21 protein-coding genes are annotated in these 23,731 nt (G+C 47.4%); 12 read left to right on the top strand and 9 right to left on the bottom strand.

Annotated features, from left to right (window positions below; all coding sequences use genetic code 11):
- Positions 1-16 precede the first annotated feature (16 nt).
- Positions 17-1,006, bottom strand: a complete 990-nt coding sequence (locus HMPREF1536_RS02035) for a FecR family protein (protein WP_028730471.1) — start codon at positions 1,004-1,006, stop codon at positions 17-19.
- Positions 1,007-1,073: 67 nt separating this feature from the next.
- Positions 1,074-1,685 (bottom strand): RNA polymerase sigma-70 factor, encoded by a 612-nt coding sequence (locus HMPREF1536_RS02030; RefSeq protein ID WP_028730470.1) that lies wholly within the window; start codon positions 1,683-1,685, stop codon positions 1,074-1,076.
- Positions 1,686-2,020: 335 nt separating this feature from the next.
- Between HMPREF1536_RS02030 and prmA the strand changes: the two genes are divergently transcribed.
- The 7 genes from prmA (at position 2,021) to kdsA (ending at position 7,491) form a co-directional block, all read left to right on the top strand.
- Positions 2,021-2,872, top strand: a complete 852-nt coding sequence (gene prmA / locus HMPREF1536_RS02025) for a 50S ribosomal protein L11 methyltransferase (RefSeq protein WP_028730469.1) — start codon at positions 2,021-2,023, stop codon at positions 2,870-2,872.
- Positions 2,873-2,960: 88 nt separating this feature from the next.
- A complete protein-coding gene (locus HMPREF1536_RS02020) occupies positions 2,961-3,182 on the top strand; it encodes a YtxH domain-containing protein (RefSeq protein WP_028730468.1) in 222 nt (73 codons plus the stop codon).
- Between the two features lie 6 nt (positions 3,183-3,188).
- Positions 3,189-3,596: a phage holin family protein gene (locus HMPREF1536_RS02015; RefSeq protein ID WP_028730467.1), complete on the top strand. Its 408-nt coding sequence runs from the start codon at positions 3,189-3,191 to the stop codon at positions 3,594-3,596.
- Positions 3,544-3,933 carry a hypothetical protein gene (locus HMPREF1536_RS02010; protein ID WP_028730466.1) on the top strand — a complete coding sequence of 130 codons (390 nt, stop codon included), beginning with the start codon at positions 3,544-3,546 and terminating at the stop codon, positions 3,931-3,933. The genes HMPREF1536_RS02015 and HMPREF1536_RS02010 overlap by 53 nt, the downstream gene beginning before the upstream one ends.
- 238 nt (positions 3,934-4,171) lie before the next feature.
- Complete coding sequence (gene gap, locus HMPREF1536_RS02005; RefSeq protein ID WP_028730465.1) at positions 4,172-5,173, top strand: type I glyceraldehyde-3-phosphate dehydrogenase; 1,002 nt, start codon at positions 4,172-4,174, stop codon at positions 5,171-5,173.
- A gap of 72 nt (positions 5,174-5,245) precedes the next feature.
- Entirely contained in the window at positions 5,246-6,163 is a 918-nt protein-coding gene (miaA, locus tag HMPREF1536_RS02000; protein ID WP_028730464.1) for a tRNA (adenosine(37)-N6)-dimethylallyltransferase MiaA, read from the top strand.
- 524 nt (positions 6,164-6,687) lie between these two features.
- Positions 6,688-7,491, top strand: coding sequence for a 3-deoxy-8-phosphooctulonate synthase (gene kdsA / locus HMPREF1536_RS01995; RefSeq protein ID WP_028730463.1), 804 nt, complete (start codon positions 6,688-6,690; stop codon positions 7,489-7,491).
- 81 nt (positions 7,492-7,572) lie between these two features.
- Here kdsA and HMPREF1536_RS01990 read toward each other — a convergent pair whose 3' ends face one another.
- Positions 7,573-8,244 (bottom strand): Crp/Fnr family transcriptional regulator, encoded by a 672-nt coding sequence (locus HMPREF1536_RS01990; protein WP_369800839.1) that lies wholly within the window; start codon positions 8,242-8,244, stop codon positions 7,573-7,575.
- A gap of 90 nt (positions 8,245-8,334) precedes the next feature.
- On the opposite strand from HMPREF1536_RS01990, the gene HMPREF1536_RS01985 reads away from it, so the two are divergent.
- Complete coding sequence (locus tag HMPREF1536_RS01985) at positions 8,335-10,617, top strand: DUF5686 family protein (RefSeq protein ID WP_081693451.1); 2,283 nt, start codon at positions 8,335-8,337, stop codon at positions 10,615-10,617.
- Here HMPREF1536_RS01985 and HMPREF1536_RS01980 read toward each other — a convergent pair.
- Genes HMPREF1536_RS01980 through HMPREF1536_RS01960 form a run of 5 tightly spaced genes read right to left on the bottom strand, consistent with a single transcriptional unit; the run spans position 10,611 to position 17,163 of the window.
- The gene (locus HMPREF1536_RS01980; RefSeq protein WP_028730460.1) at positions 10,611-11,459 is read right to left on the bottom strand and encodes an N-acetylmuramoyl-L-alanine amidase-like domain-containing protein; all 849 of its coding nucleotides are present in this window, start codon (positions 11,457-11,459) and stop codon (positions 10,611-10,613) included. The genes HMPREF1536_RS01985 and HMPREF1536_RS01980 overlap by 7 nt on opposite strands.
- A 14-nt stretch (positions 11,460-11,473) precedes the next feature.
- Entirely contained in the window at positions 11,474-13,492 is a 2,019-nt protein-coding gene (gene uvrB / locus HMPREF1536_RS01975; protein WP_028730459.1) for an excinuclease ABC subunit UvrB, read from the bottom strand.
- 2 nt (positions 13,493-13,494) lie between these two features.
- On the bottom strand, positions 13,495-13,695 hold the full coding sequence (locus HMPREF1536_RS01970; protein ID WP_028730458.1) for a PspC domain-containing protein: 201 nt from the start codon (positions 13,693-13,695) through the stop codon (positions 13,495-13,497).
- A gap of 60 nt (positions 13,696-13,755) precedes the next feature.
- Positions 13,756-16,419 (bottom strand): DUF5916 domain-containing protein, encoded by a 2,664-nt coding sequence (locus HMPREF1536_RS01965; RefSeq protein WP_028730457.1) that lies wholly within the window; start codon positions 16,417-16,419, stop codon positions 13,756-13,758.
- A gap of 6 nt (positions 16,420-16,425) precedes the next feature.
- Positions 16,426-17,163: a copper homeostasis protein CutC gene (locus HMPREF1536_RS01960; RefSeq protein WP_028730456.1), complete on the bottom strand. Its 738-nt coding sequence runs from the start codon at positions 17,161-17,163 to the stop codon at positions 16,426-16,428.
- Positions 17,164-17,394: 231 nt separating this feature from the next.
- On the opposite strand from HMPREF1536_RS01960, the gene HMPREF1536_RS01955 reads away from it, so the two are divergent.
- Positions 17,395-18,318, top strand: coding sequence for a DMT family transporter (locus HMPREF1536_RS01955; RefSeq protein WP_028730455.1), 924 nt, complete (start codon positions 17,395-17,397; stop codon positions 18,316-18,318).
- Positions 18,319-18,442: 124 nt separating this feature from the next.
- On the top strand, positions 18,443-19,639 hold the full coding sequence (locus HMPREF1536_RS01950) for an aminotransferase-like domain-containing protein (RefSeq protein ID WP_028730454.1): 1,197 nt from the start codon (positions 18,443-18,445) through the stop codon (positions 19,637-19,639).
- Here HMPREF1536_RS01950 and HMPREF1536_RS01945 read toward each other — a convergent pair.
- Positions 19,631-21,043: an aminotransferase-like domain-containing protein gene (locus HMPREF1536_RS01945; protein ID WP_028730453.1), complete on the bottom strand. Its 1,413-nt coding sequence runs from the start codon at positions 21,041-21,043 to the stop codon at positions 19,631-19,633. The genes HMPREF1536_RS01950 and HMPREF1536_RS01945 overlap by 9 nt on opposite strands.
- Before the next feature lie 108 nt (positions 21,044-21,151).
- On the opposite strand from HMPREF1536_RS01945, the gene HMPREF1536_RS01940 reads away from it, so the two are divergent.
- Positions 21,152-22,171: an HlyD family secretion protein gene (locus tag HMPREF1536_RS01940; protein WP_028730452.1), complete on the top strand. Its 1,020-nt coding sequence runs from the start codon at positions 21,152-21,154 to the stop codon at positions 22,169-22,171.
- Entirely contained in the window at positions 22,171-23,721 is a 1,551-nt protein-coding gene (locus HMPREF1536_RS01935) for a DHA2 family efflux MFS transporter permease subunit (protein ID WP_028730451.1), read from the top strand. The genes HMPREF1536_RS01940 and HMPREF1536_RS01935 overlap by 1 nt, the downstream gene beginning before the upstream one ends.
- Positions 23,722-23,731 lie beyond the last annotated feature (10 nt).

Below are 23,731 nucleotides of genomic sequence, written 5' to 3'. Positions count from 1 at the left end.
TTTCTCTCTCTTCTTTTTACTCCATAGGCATTCCATTTTGTTGTTCATATATAAAGACCTCTTTTCCCTCTATCCGGTATCGGATCGGAGCTAAAAACGTGAGAAGTTTCAGGATGTCAGGCAGGCTCTCATCCTCATTGATTACACACCGGAACTTACGCCGGGCAAGAATAGAAGATTCAATGTTTATATTCACATTAAATTTTACGGAAAGTTTATTTGCTATTTCACGGAGAGTTGCATTTTCAAAAACGAACTGATTCAAACGCCAGGCTGTATAAATATTGGAGTCTACAGTCTCCATAGTATATTCATTCCTGCTTTGGTTATATGTCACTTTTTCGCCCGGGGAAACATCCAGAACTTTATTCCAGGCTCTATCCAACAAATCTATTTTTCCGGTTACTAAAACCGTTTCGACTTTCTTATTTCCGGCGTCTACTTTCACATCAAATGAAGTTCCTTTTACACGCACATGCATATAATCAGTAGAAACACAGAACTGTGATTCAGCATTCTTCGTTACGTCAAAAAAGGCTTCTCCCTGTAAAGAAACCCGACGTTTTTTAGTAGAATACGATTCCGGATACTTCAGTGTAGACCCACCTCTCAACCAAACGGTAGTTCCATCGACAAGTATCACCTTTTTTACATCCTCTCCGGAGTTAACTGTAATACTTATCTGTTTTTCAGGCTTGAAATATTCATATCCGCTATAAGAAAAAGAGAATAAAACAAGGATGATTGCCGCATATTGTATTACCTTATACAAAAGCCGTTTATAGCTGGAACGATCTATCCTTACATTCAGTTTTTCAAGAGCATCATCAATACGGCTTGCATCACCATAAAGCATTGCATTCCAGGAGATACGTAAACGCACTACCTCCGAAAACACTTGCTTATTTTCGGAAGACAGATTGCTCCAATCTGCCACCTCACGCATTTCATCGGGTGAGATATTATCGGCTAAATATTTTGCAAGAAGTCCGTAATCAAAATCCATTCGTCAATTTCTCTTTTTATAAGCGAAACGAACGAACGGGAAAAACTACGGAGACAAATACGATTTATCAGGAAATATTTTTCATTACCATTCCCTCTGTAAGCAAAAGAATATACAACAGGTAAAAATCTTTTTTAGACATATGCTCTTTCAGATACTTAACAGTCAGATAGATATGACTCTCCACCGTCCGTTGCGGTATTTGAGTCCGGGCGGCAACTTCTTTTGCTTTCAATCCATTAATATAAGTCAGAATAAATACTTCACGCCGCTGAGCAGGCAATTGGTCTAACAAATCATATAACCGCTTATAGAAATCTTTCGAATATAATTTTTCCATTACTGAAGTTTCCTCCCTCAGTAAATCACCATACTCCTTTAGATAGGTTTCCTCTACATGAAGGTTGTATTTTCCTGCTGATTGCTGCTTTTTAAAATGATCGAGGCAACGGGTATAGGCCGATTGAAATAAATAGGAATGAAAACCATCCCCGGCATACAACTTATTGCGGTTTTCCCATACGTACAGAAAAACATCCTGAACGATATCTTCAGCAATCTCTTGTTCCACCATAGTAGTAACATATGCCATAACACGAGGATAATAATGACGGAAGAGACTGTTAAAAGCCTCCCGGTTCCCTTCTTTCAATTGACTTAACAAAGCAACATCAAACATACTTGTATTAAATTTATAAAGAAAGCGTGGAAGCTATTGATATTACTACATTTGAGGCTCTGGACGGCCCATCACACTATAATATACAATAGCCCCACGCTTATGATTGCATATAGGTTCCTTCTTCAGGTAAGTATATAACAACATAGGCGTAGGAGCATCTTGGATATTATCCAGTATGATGAAATTGTCCAGATTTCAAATGTAGGATAATATGTAACGCTTCTACGTTTTTTTAGTACGTCTGGCAAAGGTAGTATCAAAATAAATAAAAACAAAGGTAGCATATGAAATATTCAATACCTTTGCCCCTACAAATTACTAAAGATAAAAATATGAATTACTACGAACTGAAATTCACATACGAATCGCCTGTCGAAACAACCGTCATCAACGACATTCTTGCCGCCGAACTGGGTGAGATCGGATTCGAGAGCTTCACCGAAAGCGAAGACGGGTTGCTGGCCTACATATCCGACTCATTATATAATGTAAATACATTACAGGACAAACTGAAGGAATTCCCACTTGAAAACGTCGCCATCCATTACACCGCACAAGAGGTGGAAGGCAAAGACTGGAACGAGGAATGGGAAAAGAACTACTTCAAACCCATCCGTATCGGCAACGACTGCATCATCCGCGCCTCCTTCCATGAACCGGAGCCAGGCTATACATATAATATAGTAATAGACCCCAAAATGGCATTCGGGACAGGTAATCACGAAACGACCTTCCTCATGATCAGCGAAATGCTGAAACTCGACCTCGAAGGAAAAGACCTGCTCGACATGGGATGCGGCACAGCCGTACTGGCTATCCTGGCGAAGATGAAGAAAGCCGGTAAGGTGGTCGGCATCGACATCGACGAATGGGCTTACAACAACGCCCTTGAAAACACACGCCTGAACAATACGGAAGATATACAGGTCGCACTGGGCGGAGCCGAACAGATCCCCGCCTTCGGACAGTTCGATATCGTGTTTGCCAACATCAACCGCAACATCCTGCTGAACGATATCAAACATTATACCGAATGCATGAAGCCGGGCGCGCTCCTTTTCATGAGCGGTTTCTACACCCAGGATATCCCCTTCATCCGCGAAGAGTGCGAACGTAACGGGTTGATATTCCTATCGCATGCCGAAAAAAACAACTGGGTGGCTGTCAAGACGCAGAAGCCATAACTTTATTTAACAGTAAAAGTTAACACAGAAGTAAACTATCACTCGAAGAAAAGCGTTATTTTAGTAGACACATTTAAATGTAAGAGTTATGAAAAATGTAGATTCTAAATTATTACTAGGTTTGGTAGTGGGTGCAGCAGTGGGTGCAGCAGTCGGATATCTGGCAGCTACCGATAAGAGAGAACAGTTACTGGAAGAATTGAACGGTGTAGTTGGAAAAGTAAAAGAAGGCTTTAATTCCGCTCTCGCCAAGTACAAAGAAGGTAAAGCTGAGGTAGTAAAAGCTACAGAAGAAATTGTAGCTGAATAATCATTTATGGAAAAGGATTCAGGAAAAATCTTTCGTGAGCTGAAAGAAGACGTTTCAGCTTATGTAGAGTTAAAGCTTGAACTTTTGAAGTTAAGCACATACGAAAGAAGCGGCCAACTGATCGCGGTACTTTCGTATGGCTTAATTTTACTGTTTCTGGCTTTCTTCGCTATCCTGTTCATATTCCTGGCTTTAGGGTTCTTTATGGGAGATATCTTCGGTTCGATGGGAACCGGGTTTGCCTTTGTGGCAGTGCTATACCTCCTATTGATCGGGCTCATTATAATGAACAAAGGTAAAATCTGCCATACAGTACTCAACGTAGTGATCGCAGCATTAAACGGTAATGACGAAAAAGACGATGCAACAGAAGCAAAACAAGCCCCTGACACCGCTGGAGAAGCTGATTTCTGATAAAGAGCGTATCCGCAGGCAATGTGTTATACAGGAACAAAAACTGAATGACGACTTTTCTTATATCCAGGAGAATGCAGGAAATCTGCTGATTTCCGGTTTTACCACCCTATTATTCCCGAACACTAAATCGAAAAAAACAGAATCTGCCGATCCGTCGGCCTCATCCGCCTCCCCCGCAGAAGCAGCAATCCCTATCGGCTTCTCGGATTACTTAAGCATAGCGCAAGGCCTTCTTCCCGTCGCATGGGACGTTGTTAAGCCATTTTTGCTTACCTGGGGAATACGAAAGGCTCAGAGCTGGTTTACAGGCTTATTGTTCAAGAAAAAGAAATAGCCGTGAACAATTAATTTATGTTAGAGGGCATATTTTTCTCTACATAATAAATGTAAAATAGAAAAAACATGACTACATTTGCAGTCGTTAAAAACAAGGATAAATAATGAAACATAGTATTTCTCTTTTGATCGCATTCACAGGAATGCTCCTGATGTTGGTTTCGTGCGCAACTCCTTGTGGCTGTTAAATGGATTTTACGTAATATTTTTAATAAACCCATAAAAGTTTTATTACAATGATTAAAGTAGGTATTAACGGTTTCGGCCGTATCGGACGTATGGTGTTCCGTGCTGCAGTTAAAAACTTCGGCAATGATATTCAGATCGTAGGTATCAACGACTTGTTGGATGCTGATTATTTGGCATACATGCTGAAATATGATTCAGTACACGGCCGTTTCGATGGCACAGTTGCTGTAGAAGGTAACAATTTGGTTGTAAACGGTAACAAAATCCGTTTGACTGCAGAAATGGATCCTGCTAACCTGAAATGGAACGAAGTTGGTGCTGACGTTGTAGTTGAATCAACTGGTTTCTTCCTGACAGACGAAACAGCTCGCAAACATATCCAGGCTGGTGCAAAGAAAGTGATCATGTCTGCTCCTTCTAAGGACGCTACTCCTATGTTCGTTTATGGTGTTAACCATACTTCTTACGCAGGACAGGACATCATCTCTAACGCTTCTTGTACTACTAACTGCTTGGCTCCTATCGCTAAAGTATTGAACGACAAGTTCGGTATCGTTAAAGGTTTGATGACTACAGTTCACGCTGCTACTGCAACTCAGAAAACAGTAGACGGTCCTTCTAAGAAAGACTGGAGAGGTGGCCGTGGTATCCTTGAAAATATCATCCCTTCTTCTACAGGTGCTGCTAAGGCTGTAGGTAAAGTTCTGCCGGTATTGAACGGTAAACTGACTGGTATGGCTTTCCGCGTTCCGACTTCTGACGTTTCTGTTGTTGACTTGACAGTAGTTCTGGAAAAGGCTGCTACAATGGACGACATCAAAGCTGCTATGAAAGAAGCTTCTGAAGGCGAATTGAAAGGTGTACTGGGTTACACAGAAGATGCAGTTGTTTCAACTGACTTCCGTGGTTGCTCTAACACTTCTATCTTCGATGCTAAAGCTGGTATCTCTTTGGATGACAACTTCGCTAAGATCGTATCTTGGTACGACAACGAATGGGGTTATTCAAACAAAGTTTGTGAAATGGCTCGCGTTATCGCTGGTAAGTAATCAAATACAAATCAGTATATGGAAGCCGTCCGCTGCAAAGTGGACGGCTTTTTTTATTATCTTTGCTTCCCGATGAGAACATATCAACTTATTACGATACTTGGGCCGACCGCTTCCGGTAAAACTCCTTTTGCCGCAGCCCTGGCCGACCGGCTGGAGACGGAAATAATCAGTGCCGACTCCCGCCAGATCTACCGTGGCATGGATATAGGCACCGGGAAAGACCTGGCCGATTACACCGTCAACGGTAAGCTTATCCCTTATCACCTGATCGACATCTGTGATCCGGGATACAAATACAACGTTTTCGAATACCAGCACGATTTCTTCCGTGCCTATCAGGATATACGGGAGAAAGGGAAACTGCCTGTCCTCTGCGGCGGCACGGGCATGTATATCGAAGCTGTACTAAAGGGATATAAACTGCTGGATGTCCCCCAGAATCCGGAGCTGCGTGAGTCTTTAAAAGAGAAATCACTGGCAGAGCTGGAACAAATATTGTCGACCTACAAGGTTTTGCATAACAAAACAGACGTCGACACTGCCCAGAGAGCGATCCGGGCGATAGAGATCGAAGAGTATTACAAGGCGCAAGCCCCGGATACCAACGAATACGATCCGATCGACAGCCTGATCATCGGTATAAATATAGACCGTGAGCTGCGTCGTGAAAAAATATCCAGACGATTGCGTACGCGCTTGGATGAAGGCATGGTCGACGAGGTAAAAGGGATCATCGACTCGGGCGTAAAGCCGGAAGATCTTATTTACTACGGACTGGAATACAAGTATCTGACATTATATATCATCGGTGAACTTTCATACGAGGAGATGGTTTCCCAGTTGGAGATAGCCATCCACCAGTTTGCCAAACGGCAGATGACGTGGTTCCGCGGAATGGAACGCCGGGGATGCACGATTCACTGGATCAATGCCACCCTGCCGACCGAAGAAAAGATAGAAAGGACATTGGAATTATTGAACGGATAAACAATATAAAAAGGAATACATAAATGTTTTTTTAAAATAAACTATCACACTATCACTTTTTGATGTAAATAGCTATATATCTGCTATTTGAACAGTGATAGTTGGTCGTTTTAACTATCACTCATCTATCACTGAACTATCACTATCCTGTTTTAAAATGAAACGGGAAGTAGTATTTTTTCAGAAAGTATATGACTAAAGTTCAGATAGATAGTAATAAAAGTTGGTTGACACCCGGGTGTTGACAGTCCCGACACCCGGGTGTCAGCGGCATTGAGACGGGGGTGTAAACAGTATTGAAACGGGCATTCCGGAAACAAAAAGCAGGTATCCGGGCGTAATAAAGCAATAGCTTTGGAAGAAAAAAGTCCGGGGAAACGGATAAATACGCCGGTATGCAGTAGCACAGATCGTTATTTGAGAGCAAAATGATCATGCATTAGTTAAAATAGCTTATTCCTTGTTGTATCGGATAGATATAGAAAATGTTGAACCTTAATAACGAAATATAAATTCAAACAATTATGATAACAGTAAACGATTTTAAGAATAAAGAGAACTTCTTCCTGATGGCCGGCCCTTGTGTGATCGAAGGAGAAGATATGGCGTTGCGTATCGCAGAAAAGGTTGTTGGTATTACTGAAAAGCTGAATATACCATACATCTTTAAAGGCTCATACCGCAAGGCAAACCGTTCCCGCCTGGACTCATTCACCGGGATAGGCGACGAGAAAGCGTTAAAGATACTCCGTAAAGTAGGCGAAACCTTCAACATCCCGACGGTAACGGATATCCATGAAACACACGAAGCAGCTATGGCCGCCGAATATGTGGATGTCCTGCAAATCCCCGCTTTCCTCTGCCGGCAGACCGACCTGTTGGTTGCAGCCGCACAAACAGGAAAGATCGTCAACATCAAGAAAGGGCAATTCCTTTCTCCGGGAGCTATGCAGTTTGCCGTACAGAAGGTCGCCGATGCAGGTAATAATAATGTCATGGTGACGGAACGCGGGACGACATTCGGCTATACCGACCTGGTTGTCGATTATCGCGGCATTCCTGAAATGCAGACATTCGGTTACCCGGTTATCATGGACGTAACCCATTCCCTGCAACAACCCAACCAGACATCAGGAGTAACAGGTGGCCTGCCCGCATTGATAGAGACAATAGCCAAAGCAGCCATTGCCGTAGGAGCAGACGGTCTCTTTATCGAAACACACCCGGAACCTTCCAAGGCAAAATCCGACGGTGCCAATATGCTGCAACTGGATCTGCTGGAAGGACTGCTGACACGCCTGGTTCGTATTCGCGAAGCGATCCGGTAAACAATCGCTTAACCATAAAAAGAAAGGGCTTTCGATTAACGAAAGCCCTTTCTTTTATATTCTCAAATATCCTGGTCTTTATTATCCCATCTTACTGATCTTCCTCAACTTGTCGTCGTCTATCAACTTGATTTTTCGTCCGTCGATAGCGATGATACGTTCGGAGACAAAGGTAGATAATGTACGGATTGCATTGGAAGTAGTCATGTTCGACAGATTTGCCAGATCTTCACGGGACAGGTAGATACTTAAAGTAGCACCGTCCTCTTCCAAGCCATAACTATCTTTCAGGAATAACAAAGACTCTGCCAGACGACCCCGGATATGCTTTTGAGTGAGATTCACGGTGCGTTCGTCCGCAACTCCCAGATCAAACGACAACTGACGAATGAAGAACATAGCCAGATGCGGATTACCCATCAGCAAATCAGTAACAACTGTCATCGGTATCAGGCAAACGACAGATGCTTCAAATGCAGAGGCATTTGTCAAATAGTTTTCCTGAGCAAAGTTAGCACGGTAACCAAAGTACTGAACAGGCTTAATCATACGGATAATCTGGCTTCGACCGCCAACACCTTCCTTAAAGATTTTCACCTTGCCTTTTAGTAAGCACATCATGTCCCTTGGTTCGTCGCCCTCGCAATAGATCAACTCGTTACGTTTGAAATGCTGGATCGTCGAATTATTACGGAGCACCTCCCGTTCTTTATCGGTCAGAACTCTCCATACTTCTGCTAAACTGGCCGACAGATCGACCTCTTCTTTTTGTTGCTTAACCACGACTGTTTTATAACATACTTATGAAGCACAAATGTACAACTTTTCTTTTGAATTAGTAAAATGTTTAATACGATAAATTGTATTTTCAATTACATTTTACTTTCTTTTACTACTAATTCAAATTTTATTCGTTACGTTTGTAGCAAAAGGGGTGATAATTTGTTGAAAAGATACGTTTTGATATTTGCTCTGATTTTATTGACTGTAACGACTTTCGCCAAACCGGAAAGTGGTTATAGAAGCAGGGTATTGCCCGACTCAAAAGAGAAAACGGAGTCGTCCGTGCGGGCAGATTCCATTATGAAAGAGGTAATTAAAAATGCCGATAAATACCAGCATATCTTATCCAAGTACGAAGCCGAGATCTACATCAAAGGACGTACGGAGATACTCAAACACAACTTTCTGCTACGGTTCGGCCACCATCTCTTTCCTGTCGACAGGAAAAACAAAGACATGATCTTCGAGATGGTAAGCAACTCCAAGTTCACCGCCCCGAACAGTTTCCTGCATAATTTCCAGGCAGTGAACGGGAACAGCATCCCAAACAGCAAAAAGCAGCAGGAAGCATTAGGTTTCCTGAACCTCAACGTATATTCCTCCACCATCTATAACGAGGGGATCATCACCCCCATGACCAAAAGCGCATCGAAGTTTTATTCCTTCAATCTCGAAGAAGTCTCCGACTCTACCGGACTGAAGATATATAAAATCAGGTTTATGCCTAAGCTGTGGAGCCAGAAGCTGGTCTGCGGCGACCTGTATATCCGCGATAAATCATGGATCATCGACAAGATAGATGTGAACGGGCGTTTCGACTTCGCAGAGTTCAACCTGGTAATGACGTTCGGCAGGGACTACCGCCGCTTCATCCTCCCGGACAAAGCCAGCCTGTTCCTTCGCTACCACGTGCTGGGGAACGTGATCGCGACCAGCTATCACTCATCTTTCAAATACAACGCCGTCGAATGGGTAGAAGAAGATAACGAAAGTAAGAAATGGAGATCGTTAGACCTCACCGGATACTATAAACTATCCTCAGACACCGTACCTATTATCCGCGATACGGCTTTCTGGAATAAGGAACGCGACCTTCCGCTGACCCCGGAAGAAAACAAGCTGTACGAGATAGTCGACAAGGAAACCCAGCAGGAGACAGACACCGCAAATATCACCAAATATCTGAAGCTGACGGAAAAGTTCACCAATACGATGAGCATGGATTATAAAACGACCCGTCTCAAATATTCGGGAATCTTCAACCCGTTCCAGTTAGGATATTCGGGACACAACGGTATCACTTACAGGCAACGCCTGCGCATCAGTAAGACATTCGACAAAGACCGCCAGATCCGTTTCCGTCCGGATGTCGGTTTCGTATTCAAAAGAAAGGAAATATTTTTCAGCGTAAACGGCGACTGGGAATACCAACCGGAGAAGAAGGGAATACTCAGCATCTCTTTCGGTAACGGCAACGAGAGCTACTCGTCCGCCATCATGAAGGATATCAACGAGCAGTTAAAGGATTCATCCTTCAACTTCGACGACCTTAACCTGGAGTATTTTAAACATTACTATGCGGAAATACGAAATAATATAGAGTTGTTCAACGGCTTTCAGTTGTGGGCAGGCGTCACGTACCACCGCCGCATTCCGGTAAAGAAAAAAAGTGAAATACCCGATCCGGGAGAGGGAGTGGAAGAACTGATCAACGAGAATTACCACGATTTTACCCCTGTGATCGGAATATCCTATACGCCCCGCCAGTATTACTGGATGGACGGATACCGGAAGGAGTACCTCTATTCCCACTATCCGACCATATCCGTAGAGTTTGCCCGTGCCATCCCCGGAGTAGGCAAAAGTACGGGTGACTATGCGCGTATAGAAGCCGACATCCATCAAAGCATCCCGCTGGGATTGTCCCGGAAACTGAATTATCACCTCAGCGGCGGGGTGTACCTGAATCCGAAGTCGATTTACTTTGCGGACTTCCGTTATTTCTCCCGCAGGCAATTCCCGGAATCGTGGGGAGATGAGTTCGGCGGGGTATTCAACCAACTGAGAAGTTTCTGGTTCAATGCCTCCGACAAGTACGTGCAAGGGCATCTGATGTACGAAAGTCCTTTTATCCTGTCGCAGTTGTTCAAGAAAAAGACATCCAAATATATCCTGTCCGAACGATTTTACTTCAGCCAGTTGTGGACACCGGTGTTACCCAGCTACACGGAAGTCGGATATGGTTTCGGTAACCATATCTTCAACGTTGCCGCCTTTGCCGGGTTCGACAGGTGGAAATATCAGAATATCGGCATCAAGTTCGCCTTCGAATTGTTTCAATGATTTGCCTGCGGACGGACAACCATTATCCCGCTGTTCCGTTTGATGCCTTCGACATATTCCTGCAAAGGTGCCTCATTGACGATCACTTTCTTCTGTGTCGTGGAAGCGTGGACGAAGGTCAGCTTCTCTCCTACCCGGCAAATCACACCGACATGCGATATATCCAAGCCTTTTATCGTGGTGACAAAGCAGACGATATCGCCTTCTTTTATGCCGGATGCCAGCTTGTCGATTTCCGATTCGGGAATATAATAATAAGGACGGGCGCTGATCTCCTTTTCTTTCGAAGCGATCTTTGCTACCAACGACGGATTCTCCTTCAACGGTTTGTAACTATCCGGGTGGGTAGACATGAAGGAGACTGATACCGGAAGGGATACCCCTCCGATCCCGTGGGTTACATCTTTCAGGAAACCTCTTTGTTCGTTCTCGAATATCCAGTCGGTCGTATAATGAAGGCGGCTCGTATAGTCGTCGATCTCTCCGTTGCGATAGCGAAGGGATTGCAGCGTCTTACAGAACATATCGAAGGAAGGAGAAGCACTTTGCAGGGTTCTTGTCAGGGCAACCGTATTTTCCACCAGGGTCATACAATCCATTTCCCGCAGGTTGATCACCAGTCCTTCCGGCTCCTTCTCCAACGTGGCAGCCACATAGGGAACGCCCAGGAAGAAACGGGCGGTCTTAACCATCAACTCGCCGGTGGGCAAGGATTTGTCGGTCAGCATGGTTGAGAGATAGCGGTCAAAGACAGCCCGGTCTGCTTCGGTATAATAGACTTTGTCGGCTGCCTGGCCACAAAAGAAAAAGAAGGTAAAGATGAATAATAAGATTGTCTTCATAGGATCATTTCTTTCTACGCTTTTGTTTTCAACTGATCTTCCAATTTGATCAACTCATCCCTGAACTGGGCGGCTTCGAGGAAGTCGAGCTTTTTGGCTGCTTCGGTCATTTGTTTCTTCGTACGCTCGATGGCTTTTTCAAGCTGCGGACGGCTCATATACTTAACAACAGGATCGGCCACCAAGCTTGGTTCCGGTTCGATATAAGCATACGGTTCGGCGGTAGCCTGCTTTTCTCCCAGCAGAGAGACACTATTCTTAATCACCTGCTTAGGCGTGATACCATGCAGTTCGTTGTAGGCCAGCTGCTTTTCCCGGCGACGGGTCGTTTCGTCCATCGTCAGGCGCATACTATCGGTTATCTTATCGCCGTAGAAGATCACCTTCCCGTTCACGTTACGGGCGGCACGTCCGGCGGTCTGTGTCAGCGAACGGTGCGAACGAAGGAAGCCCTCTTTGTCGGCATCGAGGATAGCGACCAACGAAACTTCCGGCAAGTCGAGTCCCTCACGAAGCAGGTTGACGCCGATCAGGACATCAAAAAGCCCCTTGCGCAAGTCATCCATGATCTGGATACGTTCCAGGGTATCGACATCGCTATGGATATAGTTACAACGTATTCCCATACGGGTCAGGTAAGAAGTCAGTTCCTCCGCCATGCGTTTGGTAAGGGTTGTCACCAGCACACGCTCGTCGACTGCCGAACGCTGGGTGATCTCTTCCATCAGGTCGTCGATCTGGTTCAGGGTCGGGCGCACTTCGATAATCGGGTCGAGAAGTCCGGTCGGGCGGATCACCTGGTCTACCACGATCCCTTCGCTCTTCTCCAACTCGTAATCGGCAGGCGTCGCACTCACATAAATGGCCAGCGGGGTAAGCGACTCGAACTCATCGAACATCAGCGGACGGTTATCCATCGCGGCAGGCAGGCGGAAACCATATTCCACCAGGTTCTTCTTTCGTGAATAGTCGCCACCGTACATAGCACGTATCTGAGGGATCGTCACATGGCTTTCATCGACCACCAACAGGAAATCCTTCGGGAAATAATCGAGCAGGCAGTAAGGACGATCGCCCGCTCCACGCCCGTCGAAGTAACGGGAATAGTTCTCGATACCCGAACAATGACCCAGCTCACGGATCATTTCCAGGTCGAAAGTGACACGTTCGTACAAGCGCTTCGCTTCGTAATGCTTGCCTATCTCTTTCAGGAAGTTCACCTGTGTGCCGAGGTCGACGTCGATCTGACCGATAGCAGCGTTGATGCGTTCCTGGGTAGTGACGAACAAGTTGGTCGGATAGATATTCAGTTCGTCCTGTTCGTCTATCTCCTGCCCCGTTTTCGGATCGAAGGAAGACAGGCGGTCGATCTCATCGCCCCAGAATTCTATCCGGTAAGCCACGCCGTCGAATGTTTCGATAGCCGGGAATATATCGACCGTATCCCCGTTCACACGGAAGCAGCCGCTATTGAACTCCAGTTTGTTGTTTACATACAGTGCATCAACAAACCGCCGCAATAACCTGTCGCGGTCGATCTGCATCCCTTTTTCCAGATGGGTCACCTTCTCGGCGAAGGCTGTCGGATCCGCCATACCATACAAACAGGAGACGGAAGACACCACGATCACATCCTTTCTCCCCGACAACAAAGAAGCCGTGGTACGGAGACGGAGCTTGTCTATCTCTTCATTGATCTGCAAATCCTTCTCGATATAGGTATCGGAAGAAGGCAGATAAGCCTCCGGCTGATAATAATCGTAGTAGGAAACGAAATATTCTACCGCATTGTTGGGGAAGAAAGCTTTAAACTCGCTATACAACTGTGCAGCAAGTGTTTTATTATGACTTAGTATCAAAGTAGGCCGTTGCACCTCCTTGATCACATTGGCAATAGTAAATGTCTTTCCGGAACCTGTCACCCCGAGGAGCGTCTGGAAAGGCACACCACTCTCGATGCCCTCGGTCAGTGCCGCTATTGCTTCCGGCTGGTCTCCCGTAGGGCTGAATGGTGATGATAATTCAAAGTTCATTCTTAATAAAAAGTCTTTTTAGGTATTACCAACCAAAGGATAAAATAGGCTATCACTCCGGAAAACATCGTAAACAGACTCAACAGGATATATCCGACACGAACCAGCGTTGGGTCTAAATCGAAGTAATCCGCTATGCCGGCGCATACACCGGCAATCATACCGTTATTCGAACGGGTCAGTTTTTTAGGTCCTTCTTCCATGATTTGTCTTTTTAGTTTCGTAAAGATACGGATAATATATATAAGGAAGAAGATATGGGGTTATAAATTGAACCAGTAATTCATCTTCAGCATAAAAGTATTGGTTGCCGGAAGGCCGAACATCCGGTCGAGGTTGTTCCCCCAGCCGCTTACCATCCGGTTGTCCTGGTTCGACATCCGGTGTTCCCACACAAAGTAAAGAGTGGAACCCGGCAGATACTCCCAGCGTGCCACCAGGTTGGAACGAAACTCATTGAAACTGAAATCGGGGTTCGCAAACGAAGCCTCCCAGTTGCCGTTCTTTATCGCATAGACGCCATCCGCATAGCTGATCTCATCCGGGGTAAAGACATGGAAGCGCTTGTCGTACGTATGCGACCGGGTATCGGCCGCTTCCTTAAAGTCGCTGAACTTCGCTGTAGAGGTAAACGGAGAGCCGTAGAACTGGATGGAGATATCGGGAGTCACATTCACCTGCAACTTCATAGTCAGCCCATACGTTTTCTGCTCCATATGCCCCATCAGGTAAAGCAGGGACGGGTCATTTTGGGTAAACAGGCCTTTCGACGACTTCAGCGTCCCGACATACTGCATATTGTCCGTGTTCCAGGCATAATCCACCTGCCCCGACAGATAGACATGGTTGCCCAAACGGAAAGTCAGGCTCGGCATCAGCGTATTGAAACGGTTATAGCCGTCGAGATTGTGATTGCCTTCATATTTAAGCATGAACATCACCCGTTTGGCCTTATCCGTATTGACTTTGACGGAAGTCTGGAAGTAAGGATCGAGACGCATATCAGGGCCTCCGCGAAGCATACGGCTGTCGAGGCGATTCCATACGAACGTCTCCTTCATATCCATTTCATACCGGTTCATCGTCATGCTCTGCCAGCGGAGAGCCAGGTCGTTGCTGAACGGATTGCCTCCGTAATCCCACTGGTTTTTCTGTGTCAGCGTGAAAGCATTATAGCGGAACATCTTCCAGATATTGGTCTGGCGATAAGCCACTTCCGACTCATTCGTCCGGTTGTCCGCCTCTTTCATATATCCCATATCATTGAGGTCGAAGCCGGGAGACGACCAACTGAATGTTTCGGAGAAAGCCCATTTCGCGTTTCCTTTCCGTCCGGCTTTCACATATCCGCCTGTCCCGTTCAGGGAACGGCGATCCGGATCGACACCCAGATAATCGGAAGCAGACGCCCGCTGGTAATAATGAACCGGGCTCATCTGCCGCAGGGCAATCGCTTCTTTGCTGCCACTAAGGGAGCTGAACATCCCTTTCATATCGATATAATAAAGCCGGTTCTTGAAATACTGTGTGAAGTCGATCCCGGCGGTAAAGGCATTGCGTACCATGAAATCTTCGAGGTAAGGCTGATCCAGGGCACGGTTGACGGACGTAACCATTCCCCCCAGCAGGCTGTTCCCTTTCCAGTTTTTCTGCACACGGGCAACCGTGTAATTCGTCAGGGGTTCAACCACTTCCACATCTTCCGCGCCGTTACGGGTCACTTTGGCGGACGAACGGGCGGTTACGCTTTGTACCACTCCCACCGTCACCCCTTGCCGGTTCGTCCCTGTCAGCTTCAGGGCGCCGATGATAGGCACATTCTCCTTGCTGTCGGCAAAGCTGTTTATATTGTCTATCCCATCGGGGCTATACGAAGGGGCTGCTCCGATGCGGCGGGTATAAAACATCATATCGCTGCCGTTGGCGAAGTCCAGGATATGTTTCCCTTCGAGGAAGAAAGGACGTTTCTCGTCGTAAAAAGTCTCGTAGGCGGTCAGGTTCATCACCGAGGGGTCGAGCTCCACCTGGCCGTAATCCGGGTTGATCGTCAAGTCGAGCGTAAAATCAGACAAGGCAAATTTGGCGTCCAGCCCGACATTGCCTCCCCAGCTATGCCCTTTCTGGTAGGGGCTTCCGGGTATCTTCGGTTCGTTCCGGTATTTCCCCATCACGTAAGGAAGGAACTCGATACCTCTTGGTTTGGGCAAGTCCGTCATCCCGTGCATCTCCCCGAAAGAGAAAACATGTCCGTTGTTCTTCAGAGGGATCATACTCCAGTTCTGCACTTCGTTGTTGCGGCGGATGATGCGGCGGACATGCAGCCCCCAGATCCCGTCGTCGGAAAGTTGGTTATACCGGAGTTGGCTGAACGGGATACGCAATTCGGCCGTCCAGCTCGAGTCGGCCAGGTCGATATGTGTCTTGCCTTCCCAGACGGCATTCCAGCTCAGGTTGACATTGAGTTTGTCGGTGACTACCAGGTCGGTCTTGTTTCCTCCCAGGTTGATATTGAATTCGGGCGCCGCCCTGTAATCATGGTAGGTATCGAACGCCACACTGATCAGGTCGCCCATGCTGTTGTCGTCGCGGTTCCCGATGAAACGGTTCATCTTCTCCGGCCTTATGTCCTTGCAATAGACACCGACGTAGATATATTTATTATCGTAGAACAGCTTCACATAGGTAGGAGAATTGGTGAATTGCCGTTCATAAGGGATGATCTGGACGAAACGGTCAGACCATTCCCCCTGCTTCGTCCAGAAGTCTTCATCCAGACGGCCGTCCATAACCGGCCTCTCCCCCGCCACCTTCGTTATGGTATAGGTACGTTTGTAAGCATTTTCGAAGGGGACGATAGAGTCCTGCTGTGCATGACAAAAGGTAGTGCACAGCAACAATAAGGCTACAAAGGGCGACCGGTTTTTCATTTCACATTACAGGTAAGCCGATACTTTGTTCCTGTCCGTCTCCACAGTCTCGAACTCGGACGAGACGATGCTGCTACCCATCGGGACGTTCTCGTTGCGGTATTCCATCTTACTATATACGATGCTGCGTGCCGAGGTATGGAACTCCTTCGCACCTGTCTCCGCCTCAATCTGCGCAACGTTGTTTTCGCGTACGCCACAGCCCGGCATGATGATGATACGTCCGTCGGCACGTTTCACCAGTTCGGCGATCAGGGGAATACCTTTCACGGCATCCGACTGCTGACCGGATGTCAGGATACGGTCGCAACCCAGCTCTATCAACTGCTCCAGGGCTGCGAAGGGATCGCGGCAGACATCAAAGGCACGATGGCAGGTCACGGACAAAGGTTTCGCCGCGTCGATCAGCTTCCGCATCAGAGGAACGTCTATATCGCCCTCTTTGGTCAGGCATCCGAACACGACACCGTGTACTTTCAGCTGCTTGCACAGTTCAATATCCAGCAGCATGGCGTCTATTTCCGCCGGTGTGTACAAAAAGTCACCGCCACGCGGACGGATAATCACATTTATATCGATCGACGAGGTCAGTGCCTGGGCTGTCTTGATTTCGCCATAACTGGGAGTGGTTCCACCTTCCGGTATCCCGGCGCAAAGTTCCACACGTTTAGCCCCTCCGGCTTCAGCCTCCACACAACTTTGTGCCGAGTTGGCACAGATCTCGATTATACGGGTTGATTTCATAGACATTCTATTTTATAATGTTCGCAATACAAAGATACGATATTTTCATATGACAGCCTACCGAAATAGTAAAGCATACATGCTTTTTTCAGAAAGGGCGCATCCTTTCCGGAAAGAGGGTACATGCTTCCGTTTCAGAAGGGGTATGCTTTTCCGGACAAGCTGGCGGGGAAAAGAGAAGGATATGTGAGTATTATCGCTACATTTGTACCGGATTAAAACAGCAAGACGATGAACACGGAAAAATTAAAGGGTCATATATTAATTCTGATCGCAAACATATTGTTCGCCATCAATATGCCCATCTCCAAATACCTGTTGCCCTCCCATGTACAGCCTGAAGCACTTACGATCATGCGAATGAGCTCCGCCTGCCTGTTATTCTGGCTCACTTCGCTCTTTATAAAACGGGAGAAGGTGACGATGAAAGACCTCGGCTTGCTCTTTATATGTGCTCTTTGCGGTGTCGGGATCAACCAGGGATTGTTTATCGTCGGACTGAACCGTACTTCGCCTGTCGATGCATCCATTATCGCAACGGGGGTTCCTATCTTCGTCATGTTGCTGGCGGCCATAATCCTGAAAGAGCCGATCACAAAGATGAAGGCTTTCGGGGTATTGCTCGGATGTTGCGGAGGTATCTCGCTGATCCTTGCTTCCACCCATGCTACGGGACAGGCGAGCAGCCTGGAAGGTAACCTGATGATCATCGTTAGCGGCTTCGTCTACTCTATTTACCTCGTATTATCCAAGCCATTAAGTTTGCGCTATTCGGCCGTAACGATGATGAAATGGATGTTCCTCTTTTCTACGCTTGTGCTATTGCCCTTTACCTGGCAACATGTACCCGGAACACCTGCCTTTCACCGGGAGGCATTCGATATGAAAGAGATAGGTGCAATCTGCTTCGTCCTGATCGGCGCAACGTTCATCCCTTATCTGCTGATACCGATGTCCTTAAAACGCATCCGCCCTACAACGGTTAGCATGTACAACTACATACAACCGATCATTGCGTCATTGATTGCGGTGATGGTCGGACAAGATACCTTTTCGCTGCAAAAAGTATTGTCAGCCGCTCTTGTCTTTGTCGGCGTTTACCTGGTGACCCAGAGTAAGAGCCGGGCAGATATGGAGAAAGAGAAAGCCGCCTGACAGCCATACGGGTACACGCCAACTGATCTGTACCCGTTTATATATTAAAATTTATATCTGTTTCCATCCCCTTTTTCTGTTTTACTTTGCAACAATTTAATACTCAACAATACTTAATAGGATGATGAAGTTAGGTTTTGCAAAAAGGATGTCTTATATAAAAGCATCGGAAATCAGAGAGATACTGAAGGTGACGGAACACGAAGAGGTCATTTCGTTTGCAGGAGGTTTACCTGCTCCCGAACTTTTCCCGATAAATGAGATCGACGAAGTAAACCGGATCGTTTTAAGAGAAGCGGGTACCAAAGCGCTTCAATATACGACCACCGAGGGGTGTCCCCCGCTGAGGGAATGGATCGCCGCCCGGATGAACGAACGCTTGGGGACGGCTTTCGACAAAGATAACATCCTCATAACCCACGGATCGCAGCAAGGCCTCGACCTGTCAGGAAAAGTCTTTTTAGATGAGGGCGACATCGTCTTGTGCGAAAGCCCGACCTACCTGGCCGCCATCAGTGCCTTCAAGGCTTACGGATGTAATTTCATCGAGATCCCGACGGACGAAGAAGGTATGGATATGGGGGCACTCGAAGAGGTGTTAAGTAGCACTCCCAACATAAAACTGATCTATGTGATCCCCACTTTCCAGAACCCCACAGGAAAAACATGGAGCCTGGAAAGACGCAGGAAGCTGGCTGAAGTATCGTCGAAATACAGCGTCGCGGTCATAGAAGACAATCCCTATGGCGAGTTAAGGTTTGAAGGGGAGCATCTGCCGTCCGTCAAGTCTTTCGATACGGACGGGAATATTTTATGTACAGGTAGTTTCTCCAAGATTTTCTGTCCCGGCTTCCGGATCGGATGGATTGCCGGAGATAAGGATATTATCCGCAAATATGTGCTGGTCAAGCAGGGCACAGACCTGCAATGCAACACGATCGCCCAGATGACCATCGCCGAATATCTGAAACGGTACGACATCGACAAGCATATCGGACGGATCGTGGAGGTCTACAAAAAGCGCAGGGACGTAGCTCTCAGATGCATAGAGCTTTACTTCCCGGCGAATATAAAGTTTACGCATCCCGAAGGCGGTTTATTTACCTGGATAGAACTTCCCGAAGGTATTCCGGCACGTGAAATACTGGAGAGCTGTCTCGAAAGGAAAATAGCCTTCGTACCCGGCGGCTCTTTTTTCCCGAACGGGAACAGGGAGAATACGTTCAGGATCAATTATTCCAACATGCCCGAAGAGAGGATAGAGAAAGGACTCAAGGTGATCGGCGAAGTCGTGAAGGAATACATTGCCCGGTTACAGTGATTTCCGGATGATGTCTCCCAACATCTTCAGGCGTTCTTCGATAAGGGGGCTCCAACGTTGCCCGTAACTCAGGCGCATACAGTTCCTGAACTGATCCTGCAACGTGAACATGCGCCCGGGGGCGATACTGATTTTCTCCTGCATAGCCCTGCGGTAGAGGTTCGCGGTATCGATCCTTTTGTCCAACTCCACCCAGAGCATAAAGCCTCCTTGCGGGGTGATGCACCGGGTATCATCGGGAAAATAATCCATAATCGCTTGTATGAAACGCAGGCTATTGCCATGCAGCTCATGGCGTAGTTTGCGTAAATGGTTCTCGTAACGATCGTTTTCCATAAAGTTGGCGATGGCTTCCTGGTTAAGGGTCGGCGTGGATATCTGATGGATATGCTTCCGCCGGATAACGGCTTCTTTGAACCGACCGGGGGCAATCCAGCCTACCCGGTAACCGGGTGCCAGCGTTTTCGACACGGAACCGCACCATAGCACACCACCCGCTTCATCGAAAGCCTTGCACGGGCGGGGGCGCGATTGGCCGAAAAAGACATCTCCGTAGAGGTCGTCTTCGATCAATGGTATATCCCGCTCCGACAACATCTGCACGATCGCTTTTTTATGTTCGTCAGGCATGCAGCTTCCCATCGGGTTACTAAAGTTGCAGATAAGCAGGCAAACATTTATTTGGGGCAGTACCTTCCTTAATGCCTCGGGGTCGATCCCGGTAACAGGGTTTGTCGGCAGTTCCAGCACACGGAGTCCCATGCTGGTAGCCAGTTGCAGTATGCCGAAATAGACAGGGCTTTCGACGGCGATGGTGTCGCCTCTTTGTGTCGTGACGGACAGGGCGAGTGAGATGCCGTTGGTCACGCCCGTTGTCGTTACGATGTCGTCTTCGGTCAGGTTCCCGTTCCAGTTATAAGTGAAGCGGGCTATGTCTTTCCTCAACCGGATGTTGCCTTGCGGGTCTTCGTAGCGGGTGCCGTTACCCGGAAGGGAGTACATCGCACGGGTAAGTTCCTTATTGAGTTTAGCGATAGGCAACAGTACATCTTCCGGTATCCCGAGGGAAAAGCGGGTAATGGATACATCTTCGATGGAATGATAGACCTCGGCAATCAGGTCTTCATCCTCTTTTCCGGCAAACTGCACCGGAGGTTGTGTGGTCGCAGGAGCCGAGAGACGCAGCGGTTTATAGTTGACAACATATCCCGACTTCGGACGCGAGATAATGAACCCGTCCTTCTCCAGTTCGTAATAGGCCTGGATTGCCGTATTCAGGCTGACACCGTTTTCATGGCTGATAGTGCGCAGGGAAGGCAGCTTCTCTCCTGTTTTCCACACGCCGTTCTTTATCTGCCAGGCGATTGTTTTCGCTATTTTCTGATATAGGATCTCTTTTTCCATACTTATTCTGCACCCCTGCAAATATACAAAATAGGATCTGTATCAGGCTGGTAAATATGAACCTTTGCATATCTTATTTGTTTTATGCAATAAATATACGTCAAAACTATGGATACAGTAAGTCCCTCTAAAAAAGCATCGGGCAAAGGTATGGTATGGCTGATCGCCATCCTGGTTGTCGCAGTTGTCATTGCTTTCCTGTGGTGGTGGAACTACCGCAAATATATAACAACGGATGATGCGAATCTCGACAGCTTCCGGGTAAGTGTCGCTGCGCAGGTCATGGCTCCCATGCTGAAACAGTATGTCTGGGAAGGCGATACGGTAAAAGCAGGCAGGGTACTGGCCGAACTGGATAGCAGTACTGTCGTGGCAAAGTTGCAAGAAGCCGTTGCACGACGGGAACAAATGATTGCCAACCTGAAGCTGGATAAGGAAAACCTCAACACGGCTATCAAGAACCTGAGCCTGGCGGAAATCAGTTACCATCAGGCGGAAGTGAATTTTGAACGCGACAAGAAACTGTACGGCAAGGATGCTGTTTCGCAGGAGACTTTCCAGAATACCGAGGATATATATAAAAGTACGCGCATAAAGGTGGAAGTTGCCAAAGACCAGATCAAGGTGTCACAAGCGCAGATTGCCGCCGGGGAAGCGGCCATCGCTTCTGCCAATGCAGCCATCGAATCTACCCGTGTCTCTCTGGGGTATTACCGTGTCATCGCGCCGGTCGACGGGGTGATCGCCAAACGCTGGTCGCTTCCGGGGGATATCATCCAACCGGGACAGACACTTTTCACCATCAACGAAGGGAAAGATCTCTGGGTGGCTGTCTATCTGGAAGAGACTAAATACCGTAATATCCGGCTGGGACAACCGGCAGACTTCACACTCGACGCTTTCCCCGACCTTATGTTCTCGGGAAAGATATTCTATATAGGAACGAATACCGCTTCCGAGTTTTCGCTTATCCCGCCCAGCAATGCTTCGGGAAATTACACCAAAGTGGCGCAACGCATCCCGTTGAAGATATCCGTCGAGAAGGCGATGAAGAAAAAAGAGAAGGTGGCAATGCCCCGGTTAGTGTCGGGAATGTCTGCAACCGTTAAGATCATCAAGGAGAAATAATGGGTACGACCGGTAATACAGATAATAGCGCATACAAATGGCTGGTGCTGGGAAACATCATGATCGGTACGTTCATGGCCGTGCTCGACTCTACCGTTGTCAACACCGGGCTGCCTGCTATCATGGGGACGCTCGGTGCCAGTATCAATACGGCGGAATGGGTGTTGACGGGTTATATGCTGGCCATCGCCAGTATCCTTCCGGCTGCCGCCTGGCTCTCCGACCGCTTCGGGTACAAAAAGATTTATTTCCTCTCCCTGCTGGTGTTTACCTTCGGCTCGTTTATGTGCGGCAACTCCACCTCGATCGAGGAACTGATCTTCTGGCGGGTGATAGAAGGATTGGGATGCGGGGCTATCATGCCGGTCGGTATGGCGATAGTAAGTAATGTTTTCCCGCCGGAACAACGGGGGATGGCGCTCGGTTTCTGGGCGATTGCCTCAGCCGCTTCCGTCTCTTTCGGCCCGTCGATAGGGGGCTATCTGGTGGATAACCTGAACTGGAACTATATCTTCTATGTCAACGTTCCGGTCGGTGTGCTGGCCTTGTTCTTTACGGCAATCCTGCAAAAAGAATATAAGGCAGAAACGGTACAGCCGTTCGATATTGCGGGGTTCATTACTTCGGGTATCTTTCTTCCTTTGTTCATGTATGGTTTGTCGGAAGTAAATTCGTCGACCAACACACAGGGGTGGAACAGTCCGGTGGTACTGGGTTCGATGTGGATATCGGCCGTCGTGTTCATCCTTTTTATCTATTTCGAGCTGACGGTGAAACATCCGCTGATCGACCTCAGGATATTCAAAGACCGTAACTTCGCGTTATCCAACCTGATGATGTTCATATTCGGGATAGGGATGTTCGGCAGTACGTTCCTGATACCGCTTTACCTGCAAAACAATCTGGGGTATTCGGCGTTCCAGGCCGGTATGTTCTTTATTCCGGTAGGGATTATCCAGGGTTTCTGCTCTCCCACCGCGGGTGCTTTAGGGCAGAAAATCAATCCGAAGATATTGATAGCGGCCGGATTGCTCCTGATGTCGCTCAGTTTCTATCTTAACTTCTTCCTCTCTTTTCTCACGGAAAAGAGGTATATCATGATGAGCCTTTACCTGCGTGGTGTGGGAATGGGGATACTTTTCACGCCGCTACTGACTTTATCGCTGGCTCGTATCGGTGTCGACAAGATGGCGCAGGCTTCGAGTATTACCAACATCGTCCGCCAGATGGGTGGCAGTTTCGGGGTAGCGATCTTCAGCCATATGCTTACACAGCGCACCAGCTATCACACGCAACGTTATAGCGAAGCATTGAATTATACGGGCGAAGCCTACCAACAGACCATCGACCGCTTAAGTTCTTTCGCCCAACAGACCGCCGGGGCAACCGGCCATACGGCACAATCGCTGGCCGAACAGTTAATCATCAAACGGCTTGAACTGGAAGCATACATAGGCGGCATCAACGATGATTTCTACATTGCGTTCATAGTCACCTTGCTTTGTATCCTTCCGGTGTTCTGGCTTCGCAGGGTTAGAAAAACCAAATGACTTATCTTGC

The sequence above is a fragment of the Parabacteroides gordonii MS-1 = DSM 23371 genome (assembly GCF_000969825.1).
GTDB classification, from domain to species: Bacteria; Bacteroidota; Bacteroidia; order Bacteroidales; family Tannerellaceae; genus Parabacteroides; species Parabacteroides gordonii.
Note: the sequence above shows the minus strand (reverse complement) of the source record. Positions and strands in the feature narration are given on the sequence as shown.

What these genes read in the sequence shown, in the direction of transcription:
- HMPREF1536_RS02020 (WP_028730468.1), top strand. Translation starts at nt 2,961, where the DNA reads ATGAAAAATGTAGATTCTAAATTATTACTAGGTTTGGTAGTGGGTGCA.
- HMPREF1536_RS01950 (WP_028730454.1), top strand. Translation starts at nt 18,443, where the DNA reads ATGAAGTTAGGTTTTGCAAAAAGGATGTCTTATATAAAAGCATCGGAA.
- HMPREF1536_RS01980 (WP_028730460.1), bottom strand. Translation starts at nt 11,459, where the DNA reads ATGAAGACAATCTTATTATTCATCTTTACCTTCTTTTTCTTTTGTGGC.
- HMPREF1536_RS01960 (WP_028730456.1), bottom strand. Translation starts at nt 17,163, where the DNA reads ATGAAATCAACCCGTATAATCGAGATCTGTGCCAACTCGGCACAAAGT.
- HMPREF1536_RS02030 (WP_028730470.1), bottom strand. Translation starts at nt 1,685, where the DNA reads ATGTTTGATGTTGCTTTGTTAAGTCAATTGAAAGAAGGGAACCGGGAG.
- HMPREF1536_RS01955 (WP_028730455.1), top strand. Translation starts at nt 17,395, where the DNA reads ATGAACACGGAAAAATTAAAGGGTCATATATTAATTCTGATCGCAAAC.
- HMPREF1536_RS01945 (WP_028730453.1), bottom strand. Translation starts at nt 21,043, where the DNA reads ATGGAAAAAGAGATCCTATATCAGAAAATAGCGAAAACAATCGCCTGG.
- HMPREF1536_RS02015 (WP_028730467.1), top strand. Translation starts at nt 3,189, where the DNA reads ATGGAAAAGGATTCAGGAAAAATCTTTCGTGAGCTGAAAGAAGACGTT.
- gap (WP_028730465.1), top strand. Translation starts at nt 4,172, where the DNA reads ATGATTAAAGTAGGTATTAACGGTTTCGGCCGTATCGGACGTATGGTG.
- HMPREF1536_RS02010 (WP_028730466.1), top strand. Translation starts at nt 3,544, where the DNA reads ATGCAACAGAAGCAAAACAAGCCCCTGACACCGCTGGAGAAGCTGATT.
- uvrB (WP_028730459.1), bottom strand. Translation starts at nt 13,492, where the DNA reads ATGAACTTTGAATTATCATCACCATTCAGCCCTACGGGAGACCAGCCG.
- miaA (WP_028730464.1), top strand. Translation starts at nt 5,246, where the DNA reads ATGAGAACATATCAACTTATTACGATACTTGGGCCGACCGCTTCCGGT.
- HMPREF1536_RS01940 (WP_028730452.1), top strand. Translation starts at nt 21,152, where the DNA reads ATGGATACAGTAAGTCCCTCTAAAAAAGCATCGGGCAAAGGTATGGTA.
- HMPREF1536_RS01965 (WP_028730457.1), bottom strand. Translation starts at nt 16,419, where the DNA reads ATGAAAAACCGGTCGCCCTTTGTAGCCTTATTGTTGCTGTGCACTACC.
- HMPREF1536_RS01985 (WP_081693451.1), top strand. Translation starts at nt 8,335, where the DNA reads ATGTTTAATACGATAAATTGTATTTTCAATTACATTTTACTTTCTTTT.
- HMPREF1536_RS01970 (WP_028730458.1), bottom strand. Translation starts at nt 13,695, where the DNA reads ATGGAAGAAGGACCTAAAAAACTGACCCGTTCGAATAACGGTATGATT.
- HMPREF1536_RS02035 (WP_028730471.1), bottom strand. Translation starts at nt 1,006, where the DNA reads ATGGATTTTGATTACGGACTTCTTGCAAAATATTTAGCCGATAATATC.
- prmA (WP_028730469.1), top strand. Translation starts at nt 2,021, where the DNA reads ATGAATTACTACGAACTGAAATTCACATACGAATCGCCTGTCGAAACA.
- kdsA (WP_028730463.1), top strand. Translation starts at nt 6,688, where the DNA reads ATGATAACAGTAAACGATTTTAAGAATAAAGAGAACTTCTTCCTGATG.
- HMPREF1536_RS01935 (WP_028730451.1), top strand. Translation starts at nt 22,171, where the DNA reads ATGGGTACGACCGGTAATACAGATAATAGCGCATACAAATGGCTGGTG.